The 18,120-nt window shown below is 59.2% G+C and carries 23 protein-coding genes and 1 pseudogene; 11 read left to right on the top strand and 13 right to left on the bottom strand.

What is annotated here, in order from left to right; genetic code table 11:
• Nucleotides 1–3 precede the first annotated feature (3 nt).
• Both R3D51_15585 and dusB read right to left on the bottom strand, forming a co-directional pair.
• Nucleotides 4–1,179, bottom strand: coding sequence for an ATP-binding protein (locus R3D51_15585; protein ID MEZ5900905.1), 1,176 nt, complete (start codon nt 1,177–1,179; stop codon nt 4–6).
• On the bottom strand, nt 1,176–2,186 hold the full coding sequence (gene dusB, locus R3D51_15590; GenBank protein MEZ5900906.1) for a tRNA dihydrouridine synthase DusB: 1,011 nt from the start codon (nt 2,184–2,186) through the stop codon (nt 1,176–1,178). Before dusB ends, R3D51_15585 begins: the two co-directional genes overlap by 4 nt.
• Nucleotides 2,187–2,418: 232 nt before the next feature.
• Here dusB and R3D51_15595 point away from each other — a divergent pair, with 232 nt between their 5' ends.
• The 4 genes from R3D51_15595 (at nt 2,419) to R3D51_15610 (ending at nt 5,715) form a co-directional block, all read left to right on the top strand.
• Entirely contained in the window at nt 2,419–3,654 is a 1,236-nt protein-coding gene (locus R3D51_15595; protein ID MEZ5900907.1) for a bifunctional 2-C-methyl-D-erythritol 4-phosphate cytidylyltransferase/2-C-methyl-D-erythritol 2,4-cyclodiphosphate synthase, read from the top strand.
• A gap of 140 nt (nt 3,655–3,794) precedes the next feature.
• The gene (locus R3D51_15600; GenBank protein ID MEZ5900908.1) at nt 3,795–4,280 is read left to right on the top strand and encodes a MarR family winged helix-turn-helix transcriptional regulator; all 486 of its coding nucleotides are present in this window, start codon (nt 3,795–3,797) and stop codon (nt 4,278–4,280) included.
• A gap of 119 nt (nt 4,281–4,399) precedes the next feature.
• Nucleotides 4,400–4,891, top strand: coding sequence for a CinA family protein (locus R3D51_15605; GenBank protein ID MEZ5900909.1), 492 nt, complete (start codon nt 4,400–4,402; stop codon nt 4,889–4,891).
• Nucleotides 4,888–5,715: a pentapeptide repeat-containing protein gene (locus tag R3D51_15610; protein MEZ5900910.1), complete on the top strand. Its 828-nt coding sequence runs from the start codon at nt 4,888–4,890 to the stop codon at nt 5,713–5,715. Before R3D51_15605 ends, R3D51_15610 begins: the two co-directional genes overlap by 4 nt.
• Nucleotides 5,716–5,744: 29 nt before the next feature.
• Here the strand turns inward: R3D51_15610 and R3D51_15615 are convergent, their stop codons facing one another.
• The 7 genes from R3D51_15615 to eno all read right to left on the bottom strand — a co-directional run bounded on the left by R3D51_15615 (nt 5,745) and on the right by eno (nt 10,095).
• Complete coding sequence (locus R3D51_15615; protein MEZ5900911.1) at nt 5,745–6,227, bottom strand: type II toxin-antitoxin system RatA family toxin; 483 nt, start codon at nt 6,225–6,227, stop codon at nt 5,745–5,747.
• Nucleotides 6,228–6,274: 47 nt separating this feature from the next.
• The gene (locus R3D51_15620) at nt 6,275–6,529 is read right to left on the bottom strand and encodes a GlsB/YeaQ/YmgE family stress response membrane protein (protein MEZ5900912.1); all 255 of its coding nucleotides are present in this window, start codon (nt 6,527–6,529) and stop codon (nt 6,275–6,277) included.
• A 115-nt stretch (nt 6,530–6,644) separates the two neighbouring features.
• Entirely contained in the window at nt 6,645–6,977 is a 333-nt protein-coding gene (locus R3D51_15625) for a hypothetical protein (protein ID MEZ5900913.1), read from the bottom strand.
• 202 nt (nt 6,978–7,179) lie between these two features.
• Nucleotides 7,180–7,554: a hypothetical protein gene (locus R3D51_15630; GenBank protein MEZ5900914.1), complete on the bottom strand. Its 375-nt coding sequence runs from the start codon at nt 7,552–7,554 to the stop codon at nt 7,180–7,182.
• A 259-nt stretch (nt 7,555–7,813) separates the two neighbouring features.
• Nucleotides 7,814–8,161 carry a DUF5076 domain-containing protein gene (locus tag R3D51_15635; GenBank protein ID MEZ5900915.1) on the bottom strand — a complete coding sequence of 116 codons (348 nt, stop codon included), beginning with the start codon at nt 8,159–8,161 and terminating at the stop codon, nt 7,814–7,816.
• Between the two features lie 98 nt (nt 8,162–8,259).
• Nucleotides 8,260–8,529, bottom strand: a complete 270-nt coding sequence (locus tag R3D51_15640) for a septum formation initiator family protein (protein MEZ5900916.1) — start codon at nt 8,527–8,529, stop codon at nt 8,260–8,262.
• A gap of 282 nt (nt 8,530–8,811) precedes the next feature.
• Complete coding sequence (gene eno, locus R3D51_15645; protein ID MEZ5900917.1) at nt 8,812–10,095, bottom strand: phosphopyruvate hydratase; 1,284 nt, start codon at nt 10,093–10,095, stop codon at nt 8,812–8,814.
• A gap of 152 nt (nt 10,096–10,247) precedes the next feature.
• Here eno and R3D51_15650 point away from each other — a divergent pair, with 152 nt between their 5' ends.
• From R3D51_15650 to queF, 7 genes are all read left to right on the top strand, one after another.
• Nucleotides 10,248–10,607 (top strand): GFA family protein, encoded by a 360-nt coding sequence (locus R3D51_15650; protein ID MEZ5900918.1) that lies wholly within the window; start codon nt 10,248–10,250, stop codon nt 10,605–10,607.
• Between the two features lie 16 nt (nt 10,608–10,623).
• Entirely contained in the window at nt 10,624–11,340 is a 717-nt protein-coding gene (gene queC / locus R3D51_15655) for a 7-cyano-7-deazaguanine synthase QueC (protein ID MEZ5900919.1), read from the top strand.
• The gene (locus tag R3D51_15660) at nt 11,307–11,573 is read left to right on the top strand and encodes a hypothetical protein (protein MEZ5900920.1); all 267 of its coding nucleotides are present in this window, start codon (nt 11,307–11,309) and stop codon (nt 11,571–11,573) included. Before queC ends, R3D51_15660 begins: the two co-directional genes overlap by 34 nt.
• A gap of 221 nt (nt 11,574–11,794) precedes the next feature.
• Entirely contained in the window at nt 11,795–11,986 is a 192-nt protein-coding gene (locus R3D51_15665; protein ID MEZ5900921.1) for a hypothetical protein, read from the top strand.
• A gap of 145 nt (nt 11,987–12,131) precedes the next feature.
• Nucleotides 12,132–12,761 carry a 7-carboxy-7-deazaguanine synthase gene (gene queE / locus R3D51_15670; GenBank protein MEZ5900922.1) on the top strand — a complete coding sequence of 210 codons (630 nt, stop codon included), beginning with the start codon at nt 12,132–12,134 and terminating at the stop codon, nt 12,759–12,761.
• Between the two features lie 138 nt (nt 12,762–12,899).
• Entirely contained in the window at nt 12,900–13,286 is a 387-nt protein-coding gene (locus R3D51_15675; GenBank protein ID MEZ5900923.1) for a 6-carboxytetrahydropterin synthase, read from the top strand.
• Nucleotides 13,287–13,307: 21 nt separating this feature from the next.
• Complete coding sequence (gene queF, locus R3D51_15680; GenBank protein MEZ5900924.1) at nt 13,308–13,769, top strand: preQ(1) synthase; 462 nt, start codon at nt 13,308–13,310, stop codon at nt 13,767–13,769.
• Between the two features lie 16 nt (nt 13,770–13,785).
• Here queF and R3D51_15685 read toward each other — a convergent pair whose 3' ends face one another.
• The 4 genes and pseudogenes from R3D51_15685 to metG form a co-directional block, all read right to left on the bottom strand.
• On the bottom strand, nt 13,786–14,730 hold the full coding sequence (locus R3D51_15685; protein ID MEZ5900925.1) for a pirin family protein: 945 nt from the start codon (nt 14,728–14,730) through the stop codon (nt 13,786–13,788).
• 97 nt (nt 14,731–14,827) lie between these two features.
• Nucleotides 14,828–15,625, bottom strand: coding sequence for an MBL fold metallo-hydrolase (locus R3D51_15690; protein MEZ5900926.1), 798 nt, complete (start codon nt 15,623–15,625; stop codon nt 14,828–14,830).
• Nucleotides 15,622–16,425 (bottom strand): TatD family hydrolase, encoded by an 804-nt coding sequence (locus tag R3D51_15695; GenBank protein ID MEZ5900927.1) that lies wholly within the window; start codon nt 16,423–16,425, stop codon nt 15,622–15,624. Before R3D51_15695 ends, R3D51_15690 begins: the two co-directional genes overlap by 4 nt.
• A 65-nt stretch (nt 16,426–16,490) precedes the next feature.
• A pseudogene (gene metG, locus R3D51_15700) lies at nt 16,491–18,101 on the bottom strand (methionine--tRNA ligase).
• Nucleotides 18,102–18,120 lie beyond the last annotated feature (19 nt).

Raw genomic sequence — 18,120 nt, forward strand, 5'->3', positions numbered from 1 at the left:
CCTCTAGGCTGGTTGGTTCGAACTGGGTTGTGTACGCACGCGATCCTGCATCGGTAGCAGGACGCGGAAGACAGTCCGCTTGGGCTCGCTATCGCACTCGATGACGCCGCCATGATCAGAAATGATCTTGGCAACAAGCGCGAGCCCCAGGCCGGTGCCCGAAACCTTCGTGGTCACAAAGGGATCGAACAGGTGCGCCTTTATGTGTTCAGGAATGCCGCCGCCGTTGTCCTCGATCTGGATCATCAACGGTAAACTTACGCGCGTGTCGGAGCCCGGCACGACGAGTCGCACGCCGGGGCGGAAGGCAGTCGTCAGGACGATGCGGCCCTGCTCGCGCTTGTCTCCGATGGCTTCCGCTGCGTTCTTGACAAGGTTGAGGAACGCCTGGACGAGCTTGTCGCGATTGCCCAGCACAAAAGGAAGCGAAGGATCGTAGTCTTCCACGTGGCGTATGCCGCGGCCAAAACCAGATTCGGAGATCTTGCGGACGTGATGAAGCACGTCATGGATGTTGACGGCCTCCTTGGCCAGGGGCCGTTCGTCTCCGAACACCTCCATGCGGTCCACGAGATTCCGGATTCGGTCGGTTTCGGTGCAGATCAGCTGCGTTAAGGTACGATCGTCGTCCGACAAACTTGGTTCGAGCAGCTGCGCAGCTCCGCGGATGCCCGACAACGGGTTCTTGATCTCGTGGGCCAGGACGCCTGCCATGCCCGAGACTGAGCGTGCGGCTGCGCGATGCGTCAGTTGCCGCTCGATCATCTGCGCCATGTTGCGCTGTTGGATCATGATGAAGATGCGGGAAGGATCATCCGACATCGGGCCGCCGTAGACATCGATCAGCTTGGGCTGAGAGAAACGCGGGGTCGCAACCTCGATACCGTATTCATTTACGGTCGAGCCTGTTTGATGAACCTGCTCAACAAGGCTCAAGAGTGGACATCCGAATGCAACGACATCGCTGATGCGTGCGCGCTTCAACACGGCCTCCCCCATGGAGAAGAACGCTTCGGCCGCGGCGTTGGCAAACGCGATGTTGTTATTGGCGTCAATCACCATAATCGGATGGGGTAAAGCCGCCAGCAATGCTTCGCTATCGACGTCGCGCATAGACAAGGCGCCCGGAACCGACTTGCCACTCGTCGTTCTGCGGGAAGACGCTGAACTGCCGCTCATGCTGCAAGCCTCTCGGGTTCGACATAAAATTGCTCAAGCTCATCGAGGACCACACGCGGATCCTCCTGCGTGCAAAGTCGCCGACGCCACGCCTTCACTGTCAATTCTGGGCGCCCAGAAGAAATCAGATACCAGCCGATGTGCTTGCGCGCGTTTTTAAGACCAAGCTCGCGGCCGTAATGTTCAAGCATGTCGGCGAAATGTGTCCGGGCAATCTGGCATTGCTCTTCAAGACCGGGAGTCCCAGGATCGTTGCCGCTCTCAAAGGCTTTTGAAATTTGACCGGGCAGCCACGGCGCACCGTAAGCGCCACGTCCAACCATCACGCCTCGCGCGCCTGATTGCGCGCGTGCGGTCATCGCATCCTCGACGCTCAGGATGTCACCATTGACCAGAACGGGCAGATCCACCGCGTCGACGACCTCACGCACTGCAGCCCAATCGGCGCGTCCTGTAAAGAATTGGCATCGGGTGCGCCCGTGCACAGTAATGAGCTGTACGCCTTCGCTCTGCGCGCGTTTTGCAAGCTCACGCGCATTGCGCGACTTGTCATCCCATCCCAGCCGCATCTTCAGCGTGACCGGAACCGACACAGCAGAAACCACCGCACGGATCAAAGATTGCGCATGATCGAGATTACGCATGAGTGCGGACCCAGACAGTTTGCCTGTCACCTCGCGCGCTGGGCAGCCCATGTTGATGTCGATGGCGTCGGCGCCCTTCTGCTCCGCCACAGCTGCACCCTCGGCCATCCACTTGGCTTCGCGGCCTGCAAGCTGAATGACGAAGGGAGTCAGCTCACGACCTTCCGCACGGCGCAGAATATGTTTGGCGTTACGCGCCAGCTCTTCGCTCGCAATCATTTCTGAAACAACGAGTGGCGCGCCAAGCCGATGTGCAAGACGTCGGAAAGGCAGATCGCTCACGCCCGACATCGGTGCCAGCGCCACCGGACACGCGGCATTCGCCAATTCAGCGAAAGCGGTTTTTCGAACGCCCTTAGTCATGCTTTAAGTTTGCGAAGCCTCTTTGATCTGCGTCTTCGGAAGGGTGGCACCAAGTATCCCCGTCAGCGCGCTTGCCTTCAATTTGTGCAGTCAATCAAGTTGCCTTGTCCTTGGGCACAATAGGCAGCCGTAAGGGCTTTCGCAAGTGCAAACAACGCCCTTTTCCCAATTGCCGTATTCTCGCATCGGGGCTAACGCTCGCGCGGACCTGCTGCAGCCGGAGTATTAACCTTTGAAAATTGCTGCCCTCATCGTCGCCGCCGGTCGCGGATCGCGCGCGACAAGGCAGGACTTGCTTCCCAAACAATATGTGGCAATCCGCGGCACTCCGATCCTGGGATCCTCATTGGCTGTGTTTCCGGACTTCGTTGATATTGTTCAGGTGGTTATCCATCCAGACGACACGAGCAGCTATGATGCGGTTGTGGCCTGGGCGAGCAGCAATCTCGACCCTGAGAACCGGCGCAAGATCCGTCCGCCGGTCGAAGGTGGCGCCACGCGCCAGCAGTCTGTTCTATGTGGATTGGAAGCCCTGGCGAGGTTGGGAGCCGCTGCTCCTTCCCATGTGCTAATCCACGATGCCGCACGACCGTTCGTGTCGGCGGAGGAGTTGCGGCGAATTTGCACCGCGCTTGCCAGCCGTCCTGGAGCCATTCTGGCACTGCCCGTGACAGATACGTTGAAGCGTTCGGACGCCCGGGGCACCATCTCTGCCACCGTTCAGCGTGAAGGCCTCTGGCGCGCCCAGACGCCACAAGGTTTTGCCTTCTCCTCCATTTTGGCGGCACATCGGGAGGCCGCACGCGCAGGCGCAACGGACCTCACCGACGATGCCGCGGTAGCCGAGCGGGCCGGACTTGACGTTCAGCTTGTGATGGGCAGCGCCGCCAACATCAAGATCACCACAGCGGAGGACATCGAGATGGCAGAAGCCAACGGCGCTGCACCAGCCAGCAACATGCCGAATTTCGAGATCCGCACTGGCACGGGCTTCGACGTTCACAGGTTCACCGAAGGTGACCATGTCTGGCTGGGCGGCGTGGCCATCCCCCACACCCAGAAGCTTGAAGGCCACTCGGATGCCGACGTTGTGCTGCACGCTTTGACGGATGCGGTTCTGGGCGCCTTGGGCGAAGCCGACATCGGTCAGCACTTTCCGCCCTCCGATCCGCAGTGGAAGGGCGCCCCGTCTCGCATCTTTCTTGAACACGCTGCCAAGATCGCGCGGGAAGGTGGCTGGTCGATCAGCAACGTCGACATTACGGTTCTCGCCGAGGCCCCGAAGATCGGCCCGCATCGGGCAGCTATGAAAGCCGTGATAGCGGAGCTACTGCATCTTAGCCCGGACAGGATTGGAATTAAGGCTACCACGATGGAGGGGATGGGCTTCGTTGGCCGGCGCGAGGGGCTCGCCGCCCAGGCCATCGCCACCCTTCAGCGCCTGGAGGTGCCTTGCTTGGGGAATTGAGGGTTTTTCTCTCTCGTTTTTTGTTCTGTTGCGCGCTCAACGTTGCCATTTAACAACGGGTCCGTCGTTGACCCCTCTGGCAGAATCGCTGCATCACATAGGTCAGTGGTTGTATTGCCACGACCAACGTGGGAGCCGACATGAATATTATGCCTCAGAACCTCGACGCTAGGCCTGCCGATACCGCGATCAGCGCTATCGCTGAAGCTACATCGGAAACGTGTCTTGCTACCCGCGTGCGTCAACTCTCGCGTATCATCACCCGAGTCTACGACGATGCCCTGCGCCCACTCGGCATCACCGCGAGCCAGTATACCTTGCTCGCGCAGTTGGCCTCCCGTGATGGCATTACGGCTGTCGAGATCGGGCACGAGCTCGATATCGAAAAGTCGACACTGTCGCGCAACCTGAAGCGTCTTCTGGCGCTTGGCCATATCATCATGGATCCGCCCGCCGGACGGCGTGGTCGCGGCCTCCACCTGACGCCCAAAGGTCAGGCCGTACTGAAGGATGCCTTCCCGATTTGGCAGGATGCGCAGAAAAAGACCGTCGGTGCCATGGGCACCGGCAGTCGAGAAGTCCTCGACGGTCTGTTGACCCAGGCCGAGAGGCTAGCAGCCGCCTGATCAGCCAGGCGATCTGCAAATTCCGCCTCTCTCTAGAATGTCCTCGCATGATAACATACCGGGGAGCGCTTCGCCCAAAGCGCTCCCCGAATTGCATTCGTCATGTGACAGGACACAAGATGTTCACTCCGCCCCTGCTGAAGCGCGCTGAGGCATTGCTTGAGATCTGCCGGTCCCGTGGGATACGGCTCGTTTCGGCAGAAAGCTGCACAGGAGGGCTCGTTTCCGGGCTCCTGACCGAAATTCCGGGCTCTTCCGATGTCGTGGACCGGGGCTTCGTCACCTATTCCAACGAAGCCAAGAGCGAGTGCTTGGGCGTTCCCGTCGCGCTTGTTTCAAAGCTCGGAGCCGTGAGCCGCCAAGTAGCGGCTGCTATGGCACAGGGTGCGCTTCTACGCTCGCGGGCGGATATTGCGGTTGCGATTACTGGTGTCGCTGGCCCCGGCGGCGGCACCGACGAAAAGCCAGTCGGGCTTGTTTTCATTGCCGCGCGAGATCGCAATGGCGGCGTGGCGGCGCGAGAATTTCGCTTCGGGCCTCTAAGCCGTAACGAGATCCGGCTGGCCAGCGTGAACGCCGCTTTGGACCTCGTTGAGGAGGTGATGAGATGAAATCGCTCAGAGAGCGAGTTTTCGCCGCCAATCGCGGGTTTCTGGTGGTGGCGGCCGTTGCGCTGGTCGCGATCGGCTCCGGTGGATTTGCACTTGGGGCCGACTATACGGCGCGACAACTGACGAAGCAGCTTTTTGGCGCGCAGGCCGGAGCGACGCCGGACCTGTCAGGCAAGGACCTCAACGGCCTCGACCTATCCGGTATCGACTTCAAAGGTACGCGTTTGGCCAAAGCCAATCTGTTCGGCGCGGATCTTTCTGGAGCCAACCTTTCACACTCGGACCTGAAAGGTGCTGTTCTCGACCGATCGTCGATCATCGGCGCGAAATTTGATGCAGCCGATATGGAAGGATCTTCCATTCTGCGGCCAAACACGTTTTCGGGTTTGACGCCAGTGCCGAATGAAGCGCCAAGCTTCAAGGGAGCAAACCTGCGCAACGCTCGCATCTTCGCCCGCCTTTCGAGCGCGAACCTTTCAGGCGCGGACCTGACCGATGCCTATTGTGCACCGTTCGGCAAAACCGGGTTCATCGAGGTGATCTGGCGTACCGAACTCGCCGGTGCGGATCTTTCGAACGCAATCCTCAAGCGCACGGATTTGACACATGCCTTGATGAATTTCGCCAACTTGCGCAACGCGGATCTCTCCGACAGCATTCTCGTCAATGCCGACTTATCAGGCGCCAATCTTCAAGGAGCTAACCTCTCTGGAGCAGACCTGACAGGTGCCGATCTGGAGGGAACCATCCTCACGGGCGCGCGTGGGCTCGATAGCGTCAAAGGGCTACAAAGCGTGCGGAACGGGAACAAGGCGGTCTATTAAACCCTCAGGGCACGGCGCTTGGAGCAAAGCTACGCTGGACGCACAGGCGGCGTTATCGCGGCTGGGGTGCCGTAGACTTTGCCTGCGCGCGTCTCAAATGCCTCGGCGAATTTGCGGAAGGCCTGATCGAAAACGGCGCCCACCACCATACCCAGCATCGTAGAGCGGAATTGATAGGTGATGTAGAAGTCAATTTCCGAACCCTGAGCCAGATCGACGAACCTCCATCTATTCTCCAGATGCGAAAACGGCCCATCGAGGTAGGCGACATCGATGTGGAGGTCATCGGGCACGAGGGTGACGCGGGTCGTAAAGCTCTCTCGGATGGCTTTGTAGCCCACGCTCATGCGGGCAACCAGTTCGGTGCCCCCATTCGGCGTCTGCGTACGTGAGATCAGACGCAGGCCAGTGCACATCGGCAAGAATTCAGGATACCTCTCCACATCGGCGACGAGGTCGAACATCTGGCGGGCAGAGAACGGCACATTGCGCTTGGTCGAAAACGTCGGCACCCGCTAGCGCTCCTCGTTGTGGCGGGCGCGGCTCGACGGAGAGCGGCTCAAGAGATCATCCTGGCGACGAGCACAACGACTATGGCGCCGATGGTCGACGTCACGATCTGCGATACCAGGGGATTGGAAATGCCGAGGTTCACGCCCAACAAGCGCAACAGGTAGCCGCCAACGAATGCGCCGATCACGCCGGAGAGCAAGTATTGGATCAGTCCGCCGCCACCAACGACGATGGAAGCCAGAAATCCAGCGACGATGCCGACCAACGCGAAGACGATCAGTGCGCGCGTATTGTCATCCATGATGGGCTGCCTCTGTTTGCAAGCTTACGTCCGCACCAAAATACTCAGACGCGACACGCCGCGTCCATAGCACGAGGTCAACACACCTGCGGAATGCTTACCGAAACGCCTGTCGTCAGACGTGGCAGCGCGCGCCCAGATACTGATTGAGCAGATTGTTATAGGAATCGACATCCGAACGCTGCGAGGCGTTGAGCTTGCCGCCGTTGCTTGCGCGCTCGACAAGTGCAGGCACGCCCTTGGAATCGAGCCGGTTCAACTCGCTACGAATGGATCCGCAGGACTCGCCCATAGGCAAAGGCTTGGCACCGGGATCGCCGCCCGACGCGCCTCCGCAGCCGGCAAGAGCTGCCGCTGATACACACGCAAGGCCGAGACCGATAAGTTGCCGCATTATGCCGTCGTCCATCGAGAGGTTCGCGCCTGAATCGTACCGCCGTAAAGTCATGACAACGTCATGACAGATTTATTCCAGGCCTTGTGTTGAACACACGAGAAATAGCTTCGCAAGCCCCCGTGGCCAAGGTGTGGCAACACCGCATCAGAGCAAGATCAGACCCTTTCAGCGTCATGGAATGGCTGTTCTGCAGTGGCCTCATGCCTGCACACGCCCCGCGCCGCGTGCAGGCATTTTCCGTGTCGCATCTGGATTATTGCGGAGCCTGAGGCGATTGAACCGGCTGGACAGCCGGTACCTGCACCGTGGACGCCACCTGCGGCATTTTCGGCCCGCATCGGGTCTGGAATTCCGCATTTACGCGATTGAGCTCGGCCTGTTGGACCAGAGCCTCACGTTTGACCTTGACGCTCGTCGCCTTGCCGGCGGCGGCCTGCTCAAGTTTCTCGATACTTCCCTGCTTGCGCAGCGTATCGATCTGGTTGGTGAGCGCCACGCAGGTTGGATCAACCGCTGCGACGGGCTCAGCAGGCTTGGTGATAGAAGCTGTCTGCAGGCCGCCATCTGACGAACAACCAGCCGCCAAGAGGCCAAAACCTGCTGCTACTGCCATAGAACGCAGTTTCATCTGCACGTCCCCCGAGTGAATATGAAATCGTACGAACGCACACGCTTTGATCACTCGGCTTAGGCGAAAGCCTTACGGGAGGGCAAGACGCGCCTCCGCCTCGTCCACGTGGAAGTGGAAGCCTTGATTCGGGTTGCTGTGGAAACATCCAAATAGATGCGTGCCGGTCACATCCGAAGGAACAGGATCTTGGGCTAAATCAACATGGGTCGCTAATATTTCAATTGTGAGAATAACCAGAAAAAATCGCTATTTCGCCTCAGTGCTTGGTGCGCAGTATGCGACCTTCCGCCGTGCGGGCGCGGGACTGGCTGCCCTGAACAAGTCCCGAGGCTGTGTAGGTCTGGCGAATGATGGATTCCGCTTCGGCCTCGCTCATATGGCCCTGAAGCGCGGTGGCCTTGGCAACGTGCTCGGTGATCTCCGACAGCAAGCGTCCCCAGTCGGAAACGCGCTCACCGAAGGCATCCGCATTGAGCGACACCAAAAGAGCGCCATCGGCAATCCAGGCCCGCACCAATTCGACCGACTGCTCGGCCTCCTCGATCCCTTCCGGGAGATCGAGCTCAATGGGCGGTTCCTTGGACGGTCTGTTGCTTTCACTCATCGCTCGTTCCTCAAACTCGTCAGCCGCAAACATCTAACTTAACCGCCAGGACGAGGCCATCAAGTAGGAACGACCGTCTGTTAAGCAAGAGATGATGATCAAGGTTGCTGGGGCACAATTACGTCGTCGGGGCGTACGTAGCCCAGTACATCTCGCGCAATCTCTTCGACCATATCTGGATCAGGCTTTTGAGGCGAAAGGAGTGCTACGTCGCGCTCGAGCTTGGAGCGGACAGTCTCAAGGCTCTTGATCTCGAAATCCAGCAGCGCCGAGCGCTCAAGCAGCTGATTGCGTGCATCGAGCCCATGACGACCGTGAAGCGCATGAAATCCGAAGTAGGCGCTCGAAACTAGGCAAGCAAGCAACACCAGCGCTTGCCGAACACGGGGGCGAGGCCTGACTTGGACTTCATGCGAATTGGAACGCAGCACGGGTTCACGGGTCTCCGAGTTTTTCAGGGGAGCACTGGAGCACGAGAAGACCCTACGCCTGCGAGGGTAAAGACCACGTAAAACAGCGTTCGATTTTAGAAAAAAGGTGATTTGGCCGCCGTGGCATCTGCGCTGGGTTAGCGCCAGCGCAAAAACGAGGAGAGCGAGAAGTTATCTTGCTCCTCGACCTATGTGATTTTCCTTTGGTATGGAACGGAACTAGGCGCCCGCCTTCAGGATGGAGCGGCCGGCGTAGCGGGCCACGTCGCCTAATTCGCCCTCGATACGGATCAGCTGATTGTACTTGGCAAGCCGGTCGGACCGCGACAGCGAACCGGTTTTGATTTGTCCGCAATTGGTCGCCACAGCCAGATCCGCGATCGTGGAATCTTCCGTCTCGCCCGAGCGATGCGACATGACAGCGGTGTAACCGGCGCGCTGGGCCATCAAAACGGCGTCAAGCGTTTCCGTCAGAGAACCGATCTGGTTGACCTTCACCAAGATAGAGTTGGCGGTTGCGTTGGCAATTCCCTCGCTCAACCGCTCGGTATTGGTGACGAACAGATCGTCGCCGACGAGCTGGCAGCGCTTGCCGACGGCGTCCGTGAGCATTTTCCAACCCGGCCAATCGTCCTCTGCCATGCCATCCTCGACGGAGATGATGGGGAAGCGCGAGATGAGCCCTTCGAGGTATTTCACGTTGTCTTCGCTCGACAGAGTTTTGCCCTCGCCCTCCAGATGATATTTGCCGTCCTTGTAGTACTCGGTGGAAGCGCAATCGAGCGCCAGCATCACGTCTTCGCCAGGCTTGTAGCCGGACTTCTCGATTGCCTTCATGATAAAGGTCAGCGCTTCATCTGCACTTTTCAAACCTGGTGCGAAACCGCCCTCGTCGCCAACCGACGTGCTATGACCGGCGTCTTTGAGGTTTTTCTTCAAGGTGTGAAAGATCTCTGCGCCCATACGGATGGCGTCCGCCACCGTCTCGGCGGAAACCGGCATGATCATGAATTCCTGGATGTCGATCGGGTTGTCGGCGTGGGCGCCACCGTTGATGATGTTCATCATGGGAACCGGCAAGATGTGCGCCGTCGCGCCACCGACATAGCGATAAAGCGGAAGCCCCGAGCTTTCGGCTGCTGCCTTCGCGGCCGCCAGCGAGACACCCAGGATAGCATTGGCACCCAGGCGGCTCTTGTTCTTGGTGCCGTCGAGTTTGATCATGGCGGCGTCGAGACCACGCTGATCCTCGGCGTCCATCCCCGCAAGCGCATCAAAGATCTCGCCGTTGACGGCATCGACGGCCTTCTGGACGCCTTTGCCTTGATAACGTGACTTGTCACCGTCACGCAGTTCGTTGGCCTCATGCGCGCCCGTCGAGGCGCCCGAAGGCACGGCAGCGCGGCCAAAGGCGCCATCTTCGAGCACAACGTCGACCTCAACCGTTGGATTGCCCCGGCTGTCGAGAATTTCACGTCCGATGATATCGACGATTGCCGTCATGTTTGGTCCTTTGGATAGGTAGGAGTTGATTAGCGCGAAGTGGCGGCTAGAAGGGAGTGCGCGCGTTGTAACCCCGTTTTCCGACAGTGAAAAGTCTGTACGGATGGGGCCAGCCTACCCTGCCGGGCGGCGCGTCGGCGTTGGAGGCACAAATGACTGATGCCAAGACCTATTCAGGTGGCTGCCACTGCGGAAATGTGCGCTACGAAGTAAAAACAGATCTAAGTGCGACGGTCGTCTGCAACTGCTCGATCTGCCAGAAGACGGGCTGGATGCTGACATTCGTGCCCGCCGCCGACTTCAAGCTGCTGGCGGGTGACGACGCGCTGACCGATTATCAGTTCAACCAGAAGCGCATTCACCATGTCTTCTGCAAGACCTGCGGCGTTCGATCGTTTGCACGCGGCACCGCGCCCGGCGGAGCCGAGATGGTGGCGATCAACGTCCGTTGCCTCGACGGCGTCGACCCTGCCATCTGCACACCCCGGCATGTCGATGGCAAGAGTTTGTAATCTGTGAGCGTGACCCGTGAGTGAGACAGCCGCCCTTGTACTGTTTTCTGGAGGTCAAGACTCCACCGTGTGTCTTGCCTGGGCGCTGACGCGTTATGCGCGCGTCGAAACGATCGGCTTCGACTACGGGCAGCGCCACCGGGTCGAGTTGGATGTGCGCCAGATAATTCTGGAGCGATTGCGGCACGAGTTTCCCGAGTGGACGTCGCGATTGGGACCCGACCGTGTGCTGAAACTACCTGCGCTTGGCGAGATCAGCGAAACCGCACTGACCCGCGATAAAGAGATCGAAATCGGCGAAACCGGATTACCGTCGACGTTCGTGCCCGGGCGCAACCTGCTTTTCTTCACCTACGCGGCGGCCCTCGGCTGGAGGCGCGGAATTTCGGTTCTCGTCGGCGGCATGTGCGAAACCGACTATTCCGGTTATCCCGACTGCCGCAATGAAACGCTACAGACATTGGCCCGCGCCATCTCGCTTGGCATCGACAGGCCGGTTACAATCCAAACGCCACTTATGTACGTGGACAAGGCTGGTACCTGGGCCATGACGGAAGCGCTCGGCGGTGCGCCGCTCGTTGAACTGGTGACCGAAGAGACCCATACTTGTTATGTCGGCATTCGCAGCCGCAGGCATCCGTGGGGATACGGATGCGGACATTGCCCGGCGTGCGGTTTGCGCGCCAAAGGATGGCAGGAATGGCAAGAAGCCCGGAAGCATTCAACGACCTGATGAAGGCGCTCGATGCGGCTTTGGCGGGAGATTGGGAGCGTGTGCACCCCATTGTGCAGGCGCATGAAGGAGACCCGCTCGCCAATTGGCTCCATGCACTCCATCACAAGCTCGAAGGGGAAGCCTCGAACGCGCGCTACTGGTACGCAAACAGCCCCATGGACTATGAGCGCTTTCCCGATCCTAAGGCCGAGCTACGTGCTATCCATCATGCGCTCGTGCACGAGGATTAACCCCTGATTTGAGCGCGCGGGCTCATCCCCGGACGACCATCGCCGACCGGGCTTATCGCTTCGAACCAAAATAATCTTTGCATTCTATGTGGTTATGGCCTGTTCCGCCGGGAACTGAGGCCCAGTCAGGTGCGCGCTATCACATCCTCACACCCGAGCGATGAACCCAAACCACACGACGAAGCGACAAACCCGGCAACCCCAACCCAAGGTCAACCCAGATGGCACGCAACTCCAACAGCACAGCAGTTCGCTCGGTGAACTTCGTGGTTGGCTTCGCGCTTCTGGTCATGCTGTTTCCAGTCGCCAACAAGCCCATGGAAAAGCCCGCAGGTGTCCGCACGGCCATCGAGATGGTCTCCAAGAAGCTCACGCTGCGTACGGTTCCTGTCCTCGCATTCGACGCACCCTGAGCCTCCTGGTCTCGCCAATGAGTCCGCCACAGAAGCAGCCGCAATCCCGCGAGAACCGCCGACGTCCTGTTTCTTCAATGTTCGATGACTTCACGCGCCGGCCGTCCTATAGGGGACCAGAGAATTCAATGTGCCGCGTGGTTCGATGTATCAGGTCAAGGAAATCTTCTACACATTGCAGGGCGAAGGCGCCAACGCGGGCACACCGGCGGTGTTCTGCCGTTTTGCGGGCTGCAATCTTTGGAGTGGCCGAGAAGTTGACCGGGAAAGCGCCGTTTGCCGCTTCTGCGATACCGATTTTGTGGGCACCGATGGATCGGGCGGCGGCAAATTCGCCGACGCCCACGACCTCGCCAAGGCTTGCCGCGCCGCTATGACCGGGCAGTCCGGCCCCAGCCTTGTCGTACTTACGGGCGGCGAGCCGATGCTCCAGGTCGACACAGAATTGGTCAACGCACTCCATGACGAAGGCTTTGCGATTGCCATCGAGACCAACGGCACCCTCCCGGTCCCAGACGACATCGACTGGATCTGCGTATCGCCCAAGGCCGGCGCGCCTCTGAAGCAGACGCGCGGCGATGAGTTGAAGCTCGTCTACCCCCAGAGCGATCTCTTGCCCGAGGCGGTAAAGGGGCTCGATTTTGATCACTTCTTTCTGCAGCCGATGGACGGGCCCGCTCAGGCGGAGAACACAAAAGCCGCGGTCGCCTATTGCATGGCCAATCCACCCTGGCGGCTTTCAGTTCAAACCCACAAGGTCCTTGGGATCCGCTAGAGAAACCCGCTAAAATGCATATGTTGTAGGGGCTGTGCCTGCAGTTAACTCTGCGCCAGCGTGCTGGGCGGCCCTTTTATACGATCTGCGACGCCGCGGGGCTGGTTTGAGGCGGCGAAATCGCCTATTTGACCCACCATGCGTATCTATCGAGACTTCCAGTTCGAGGCGGCCCACTTCCTCCCCTCGGCACCGCAAGGCCATCCGAATTCCCGCATTCACGGGCATTCGTTCCGTGCGCGCATCCTGATCGAAGGCGAGCCCAGCGCCGATACCGGCTTGATCTTCCATTTTGACGACCTGTCCTCCGCGATTGCAGAGGCGCAGGACGCGCTTGACCATCGCCTGCTGAACGAGGTCGAGGGCCTTGAGAAGCCCACTCTCGAATTAATCGCCATTTGGCTGTGGAACCGGCTGTCGAACAAAGTGCCGGGATTGGCGCAGATCGAGGTTCATCGCGACAGTTGCCACGAAGGTTGCATCTATACCGGCCCATCGCGGCAGTCGCGATTGGCAGCGGAATAGGTTTGGAGAGTCTGAGGAGCCATGGGCCGCAAAGGACAGGGCGTCACACTTCTTGGCAAGCAGACCCCGCTTCCGGAACACCCGGACGCCGCCACGCTGGAGCGCGTCGCCAATCCGCACGCCGACACGTTCTACGTCGCGCGCTTCACGCAGCCCGAGTTCACATCGCTATGTCCTGTGACGGGACAGCCGGACTTCGCGCACCTCGTTATTGACTACGTACCTGGCGACTGGCTGGTGGAAAGCAAGAGTCTCAAGCTCTACCTCGCCTCCTTTCGCAACCACGGAGCATTCCACGAGGATTGCACCGTTGCCATAGGCAAGCGCATCGCAAAGCTTCTGGATCCGCATTACTTGCGCATCGGCGGATATTGGTATCCGCGCGGCGGTATGCCCATCGACGTATTCTGGCAGACCGGCAAGCTCCCCGACGGCGTCTGGTTGCCCGACCAGGGTGTTGCGCCCTATCGCGGCCGCGGCTGATCGCAACACGATCTGATCATTCAGCGGGATGTTGAGGCGGACCGTCGCCTGGAAGCGGGATGAATTCGTCGGCATCCCCAGGCACGATGTCGAATTTGCCGGAACGCCACTCTGCTTTGGCCTGTTCGATACGTTCCTTTGAACTCGAAACAAAGTTCCACCAGATGTGTCGTGGGCCGTCCATGGGTTCGCCGCCAAACAGCATCAACCGGGCATTGCTCTCTGCCAGGATTGAAATTCTGTCACCGGGGCGAAAGACGAGAAGCTGCCCGGACCCGAAGCCCTGTCCCGCCACATCGATGCGTCCAGAGGCGATGTAGGCCGCGCGTTCTTCGTGCGTATCGTCGAGCGGAAGCACACTGCCCGGCGCAACGACGGCCTCCGCATAAAAGCAATCGTGCGGGAAATCGACCGGCGAATTGGCGCCATAGATATCGCCAAGTATCACGCGCACGCGCTTTCCTTCTCCAGTGATGCGCGGCAACTCTTGCGAGCTGAAGTGTGAAAATAGCGGTGCGGTTTCTTCATGCTCTTTCGGCAGTGCCATCCAGGACTGGATGCCGAACATTCGCTGCCCCTTCGTCCGGGCATCCGCTGGCGTGCGTTCTGAGTGTACGATGCCGCAACCCGCTGTCATCAGGTTGACCGCACCGGGCTCGATGGCCCGTGCGGTGCCTAGACTATCGCGATGGAAAATCTGTCCTTCAAAAAGATAAGTCACGGTCGACAAGCCGATATGGGGATGCGGGCGCACATCGAGCCCCTCTCCGTCGAGAAAAGTCGCCGGCCCCATCTGATCGAAGAAAATGAAGGGCCCGACCATCTGGCGCTGAGCAGACGGCAACGCCCGCCGCACCTCAAAGCCCCCGAGATCGCGAGCGCGCGGAATGATAAGCTGCTCGATCACATCGCAGCTGCGGGCATCGCCAGGAACAGGATCGTTATCCTTCAGCCAGCTCATCGACGCCTCCGCGTTCAGCGTACTACTCTGCTAGAAGTGGGGTCGTTATGCGCAATGTCAACGAAGGAAAGAACACCCAACGTCTCGAAACGGGCCTTCATGTAAATGACAGGACCATGCCGTCGTAGGCGGGTTCAATGCCTTCCGGCAAATCACGCTTCAGCGTCTCGTAATCGAGATCGCTGGTCATATGAGTGAGGATGGTGCGCTTCGGCTTTAGCTTCTGGGCCCATGCCACAGCCTGCTTGACACTAAAATGACTCGGGTGGGGTGTCTGGCGCAGAGCATCGACGATCCACACATCGAGACCTTGCAGCAATTGCACGGACGCTTCTGGCAACTCTGAAATATCGGGCGAATACGCGAGGTTTGAGATGCGATAGCCCAGGCTTGTAATGTCGCCGTGAATCTGCGGGATGGGCAGCGCGGTGAGGGCGCCGCCTGGGCCCTCTATGACAACAGGACTTTGCCCGTCGATTTCGTGCCCATTGAGAATAGGCGTGTAACTTGAGCCATCCGGCGTCTTGAAGCAGTACGTGAAGCGCTTGCGCAGACTCTCGCCCGTCGCAGCATCGAAATACACGTCGACGCGCTTTTTCATGGCGTAGGCCACCATGCGCAAATCGTCGATACCGTGGGTGTGGTCGGCGTGGTCGTGCGTATAGAGCACGCCATCCAGCGCAGTCAGGCGCACCGAGAGTATTTGAGCGCGGAAATCGGGCGAGGTGTCGATGAGGACAGCGGTCTGACCATTCCGTCCCTTGCGCTCGACAAGCGCGGAACAGCGCAAGCGGCGGTTCTTCGGATTTTCAGGGTCACACTGACCCCACGTCATGCCTATCCGCGGCACGCCACCGGAAGAACCACAGCCTAGAATGGTGAAACGGTAGCTCATGCATAGGCCTGCGTTGGCGCGGCTGAACGCGGAACCTTTGTGAACAGGCCGAAGAAATTTTCGGTCGTCACCTTGGCAATTTCATCCTCGCTCACGCCTTTGACATCGGCGAGCGCCTTCGCAGTGTGAACGATGAGTGCTGGTTCGTTAACCTTGCCCCGATAGGGCTCCGGCGCCAAGAACGGCGCGTCTGTCTCAAGCAGCAGCCGGTCCATGGGAATGTCGCGAGCGATTTCGCGCAAGGCATCCGACTTCTTGAAGCTGATGACGCCCGAGAAGGAGACGTACAGGCCGAGATCGACCGCTCCCATCGCCAGCTCGCGGCCGCCGGTGAAGCAATGAAGGATGGCCGGGAACGGCCCCTTTGCATGTTCGTCCTTCAGGATCGCGAGCGTGTCGGCGTCCGCATCGCGCGTATGGATCTCAAGAGGCAATCCGGTCTCGCGCGCGGCGGCGATGTGATTACGGAAACCTTCGGCCTGCGCCGCAGGAGTTGAGTGCTTGTAGAAATAATCGAGACCAGCCTCGCCAATCGAAACGATCTTGGGATGTCGTGACAGTCGAACGATCTCGGCGACGGGAATGTCAAGCTCCTCATGCGCATTGTGCGGATGGGTTCCCACCGAGCCATACACATTGTCGAAACGTTCGATGACTGCTTTGACGTCATCGAACTTCCGAATTCGTGTCGAGATATTCACCAGAATGCCAACGCCAGCAGCTTTGGCACGTTCGACGACACCGTCCAGATCTTTCGCAAACTCGTGACGGTCGATATGGCAATGACGATCGACAAGCATCAGGTCTTCTTGCCCTCAGCTTTGGCCTGAGCTTCGCGTTTTGCCTTCTCGCGTTCGGCAGCGCGTTTGGCTTCCTTGGCCGCTTTGGCCTGGCGCTGTTGTTCAGCCGACGACCCTGCGGACTTGGCGGCTTCCTCGGCGGGATCGACGTAGCGCGGGAAGACGCCTTCTGGTTCAGAGATCGCAGTGCCCGCCACAAGACGGCCTGTCTCCCCCAGATGCACAAAGGCACGGCGATCCGGCGGCACAGCAAGCTGATCGAGCAACTTGGCGCAGCTCTCCGGCATCACTGGGCTGGCAAGGATGGCAAACTGGCGCACGCACTCCGCCGTCACATAGAGAACAGTCTCCATGCGCTCTGGATCGGCCCTTTTCTTCGCCCACGGCTCTTCGGCTGCGAAGTAGCGATTGGCTTGCGCAATCACACCCCAGACAGCGTCAAGGTAGGAGGTGATGGCCTGACGGTTCATCGCTTCGCGCGCTTGCGCGTAAAGCGCATCGGTTGCGGCGAGCAAAGCATTGTCGGCCTCGCTGAAATTGCGCGGGGTTGGGAGCTTTCCCTCACAGTTCTTGTAGATCATCGACAGCGAGCGTTGCGCCAGGTTGCCGAGGTTGTTGGCAAGATCGGCGTTGATGCGGTTCGCGATGGCCTCGGGCGAATAGTTCCCGTCCTGTCCCCACATCACCTCGCGCAGAAAGAAGTAGCGCACCTGCTCGCGTCCGTAGGCTTTGACGAGATCGAACGGATCTACGACGTTGCCGACCGTTTTCGACATTTTCTCGCCCTTGTTCAGAACGAACCCGTGGCCGAACACCCGTTTTGGCAACGCCACTCCTGCGCTCATCAAAAACGCGGGCCAATAAATTGCATGAAAGCGAATGATGTCCTTGCCGATAACGTGGACGTTGGCTGGCCAGTATTTCTTGCGAGGATTATCGCCCGCATTCAACAAACCGGTGGCGGTGATATAGTTGTTGAGCGCGTCAATCCACACGTACATGACGTGACCCGGTGCATCCGGCACCGGAATGCCCCAGTCGAGCGTTGAGCGGGAGATCGAGAGATCCTCAAGTCCCATCTTCACAAATGAGATGACCTCGTTGCGTCGATCGGGCGGAAGAATGAAGTCCGGGTTGGCCTCATAATGAGCGAGCAGCTTGTCTTGATAAGCGGAGAGACGGAAGAAATAGGTCTCCTCTTCGGTCCATTCGACGGGCGTGCCGTTCTGCGTTTCGAATCTCTGGCCGTCGCGGACTTCAGTCTCGCTCTCTTTGAAATAGGTTTCCTGACGTACTGAGTACCAGCCGCCATACTTTTTCTTGAAGATGTCGCCGTTTGCTTCCATGCGGCGCCACAGCTCCGCGCACGCCTCGTAGTGGCGCTGCTGGGTGGTGCGGATGAAATCATCGTTTGACAGGCCCAGCACGCTCGCCATTTCGACAAAGCGCGCTGCGTTGCGGTCAGCGAGTTCACGCGGGCTGATGCCTTCCTTCACGGCCGTCTGTTTCATCTTGAGGCCGTGCTCGTCGGTGCCTGTCAGGAAGAAGACATCCTTGCCGTCAGCGCGCTCGAAACGCGCGATGGCGTCCGTTGCGATAGCTTCGTAGGCATGGCCGATGTGCGGCACGCCGTTGGGATAGGAAATGGCGGTCGTGATATAGAAGGTCTCAGTCACGAATGATACTCGATCATAA

It is taken from the genome of Hyphomicrobiaceae bacterium (assembly GCA_041397645.1).
GTDB lineage: Bacteria > Pseudomonadota > Alphaproteobacteria > Rhizobiales > Hyphomicrobiaceae > Hyphomicrobium_B.

Bases quoted from the DNA above. Each gene is read 5' to 3' on its own strand.
- R3D51_15585 (MEZ5900905.1), bottom strand. From the start codon at position 1,179: ATGAGCGGCAGTTCAGCGTCTTCCCGCAGAACGACGAGTGGCAAGTCG.
- dusB (MEZ5900906.1), bottom strand. From the start codon at position 2,186: ATGACTAAGGGCGTTCGAAAAACCGCTTTCGCTGAATTGGCGAATGCC.
- R3D51_15600 (MEZ5900908.1), top strand. From the start codon at position 3,795: ATGAATATTATGCCTCAGAACCTCGACGCTAGGCCTGCCGATACCGCG.
- R3D51_15605 (MEZ5900909.1), top strand. From the start codon at position 4,400: ATGTTCACTCCGCCCCTGCTGAAGCGCGCTGAGGCATTGCTTGAGATC.
- R3D51_15610 (MEZ5900910.1), top strand. From the start codon at position 4,888: ATGAAATCGCTCAGAGAGCGAGTTTTCGCCGCCAATCGCGGGTTTCTG.
- R3D51_15620 (MEZ5900912.1), bottom strand. From the start codon at position 6,529: ATGGATGACAATACGCGCGCACTGATCGTCTTCGCGTTGGTCGGCATC.
- R3D51_15625 (MEZ5900913.1), bottom strand. From the start codon at position 6,977: ATGACTTTACGGCGGTACGATTCAGGCGCGAACCTCTCGATGGACGAC.
- R3D51_15630 (MEZ5900914.1), bottom strand. From the start codon at position 7,554: ATGAAACTGCGTTCTATGGCAGTAGCAGCAGGTTTTGGCCTCTTGGCG.
- R3D51_15635 (MEZ5900915.1), bottom strand. From the start codon at position 8,161: ATGAGTGAAAGCAACAGACCGTCCAAGGAACCGCCCATTGAGCTCGAT.
- eno (MEZ5900917.1), bottom strand. From the start codon at position 10,095: ATGACGGCAATCGTCGATATCATCGGACGTGAAATTCTCGACAGCCGG.
- R3D51_15650 (MEZ5900918.1), top strand. From the start codon at position 10,248: ATGACTGATGCCAAGACCTATTCAGGTGGCTGCCACTGCGGAAATGTG.
- R3D51_15660 (MEZ5900920.1), top strand. From the start codon at position 11,307: ATGGCAAGAAGCCCGGAAGCATTCAACGACCTGATGAAGGCGCTCGAT.
- R3D51_15665 (MEZ5900921.1), top strand. From the start codon at position 11,795: ATGGCACGCAACTCCAACAGCACAGCAGTTCGCTCGGTGAACTTCGTG.
- queE (MEZ5900922.1), top strand. From the start codon at position 12,132: ATGTATCAGGTCAAGGAAATCTTCTACACATTGCAGGGCGAAGGCGCC.
- R3D51_15675 (MEZ5900923.1), top strand. From the start codon at position 12,900: ATGCGTATCTATCGAGACTTCCAGTTCGAGGCGGCCCACTTCCTCCCC.
- queF (MEZ5900924.1), top strand. From the start codon at position 13,308: ATGGGCCGCAAAGGACAGGGCGTCACACTTCTTGGCAAGCAGACCCCG.
- R3D51_15685 (MEZ5900925.1), bottom strand. From the start codon at position 14,730: ATGAGCTGGCTGAAGGATAACGATCCTGTTCCTGGCGATGCCCGCAGC.
- R3D51_15690 (MEZ5900926.1), bottom strand. From the start codon at position 15,625: ATGAGCTACCGTTTCACCATTCTAGGCTGTGGTTCTTCCGGTGGCGTG.
- R3D51_15695 (MEZ5900927.1), bottom strand. From the start codon at position 16,425: ATGCTTGTCGATCGTCATTGCCATATCGACCGTCACGAGTTTGCGAAA.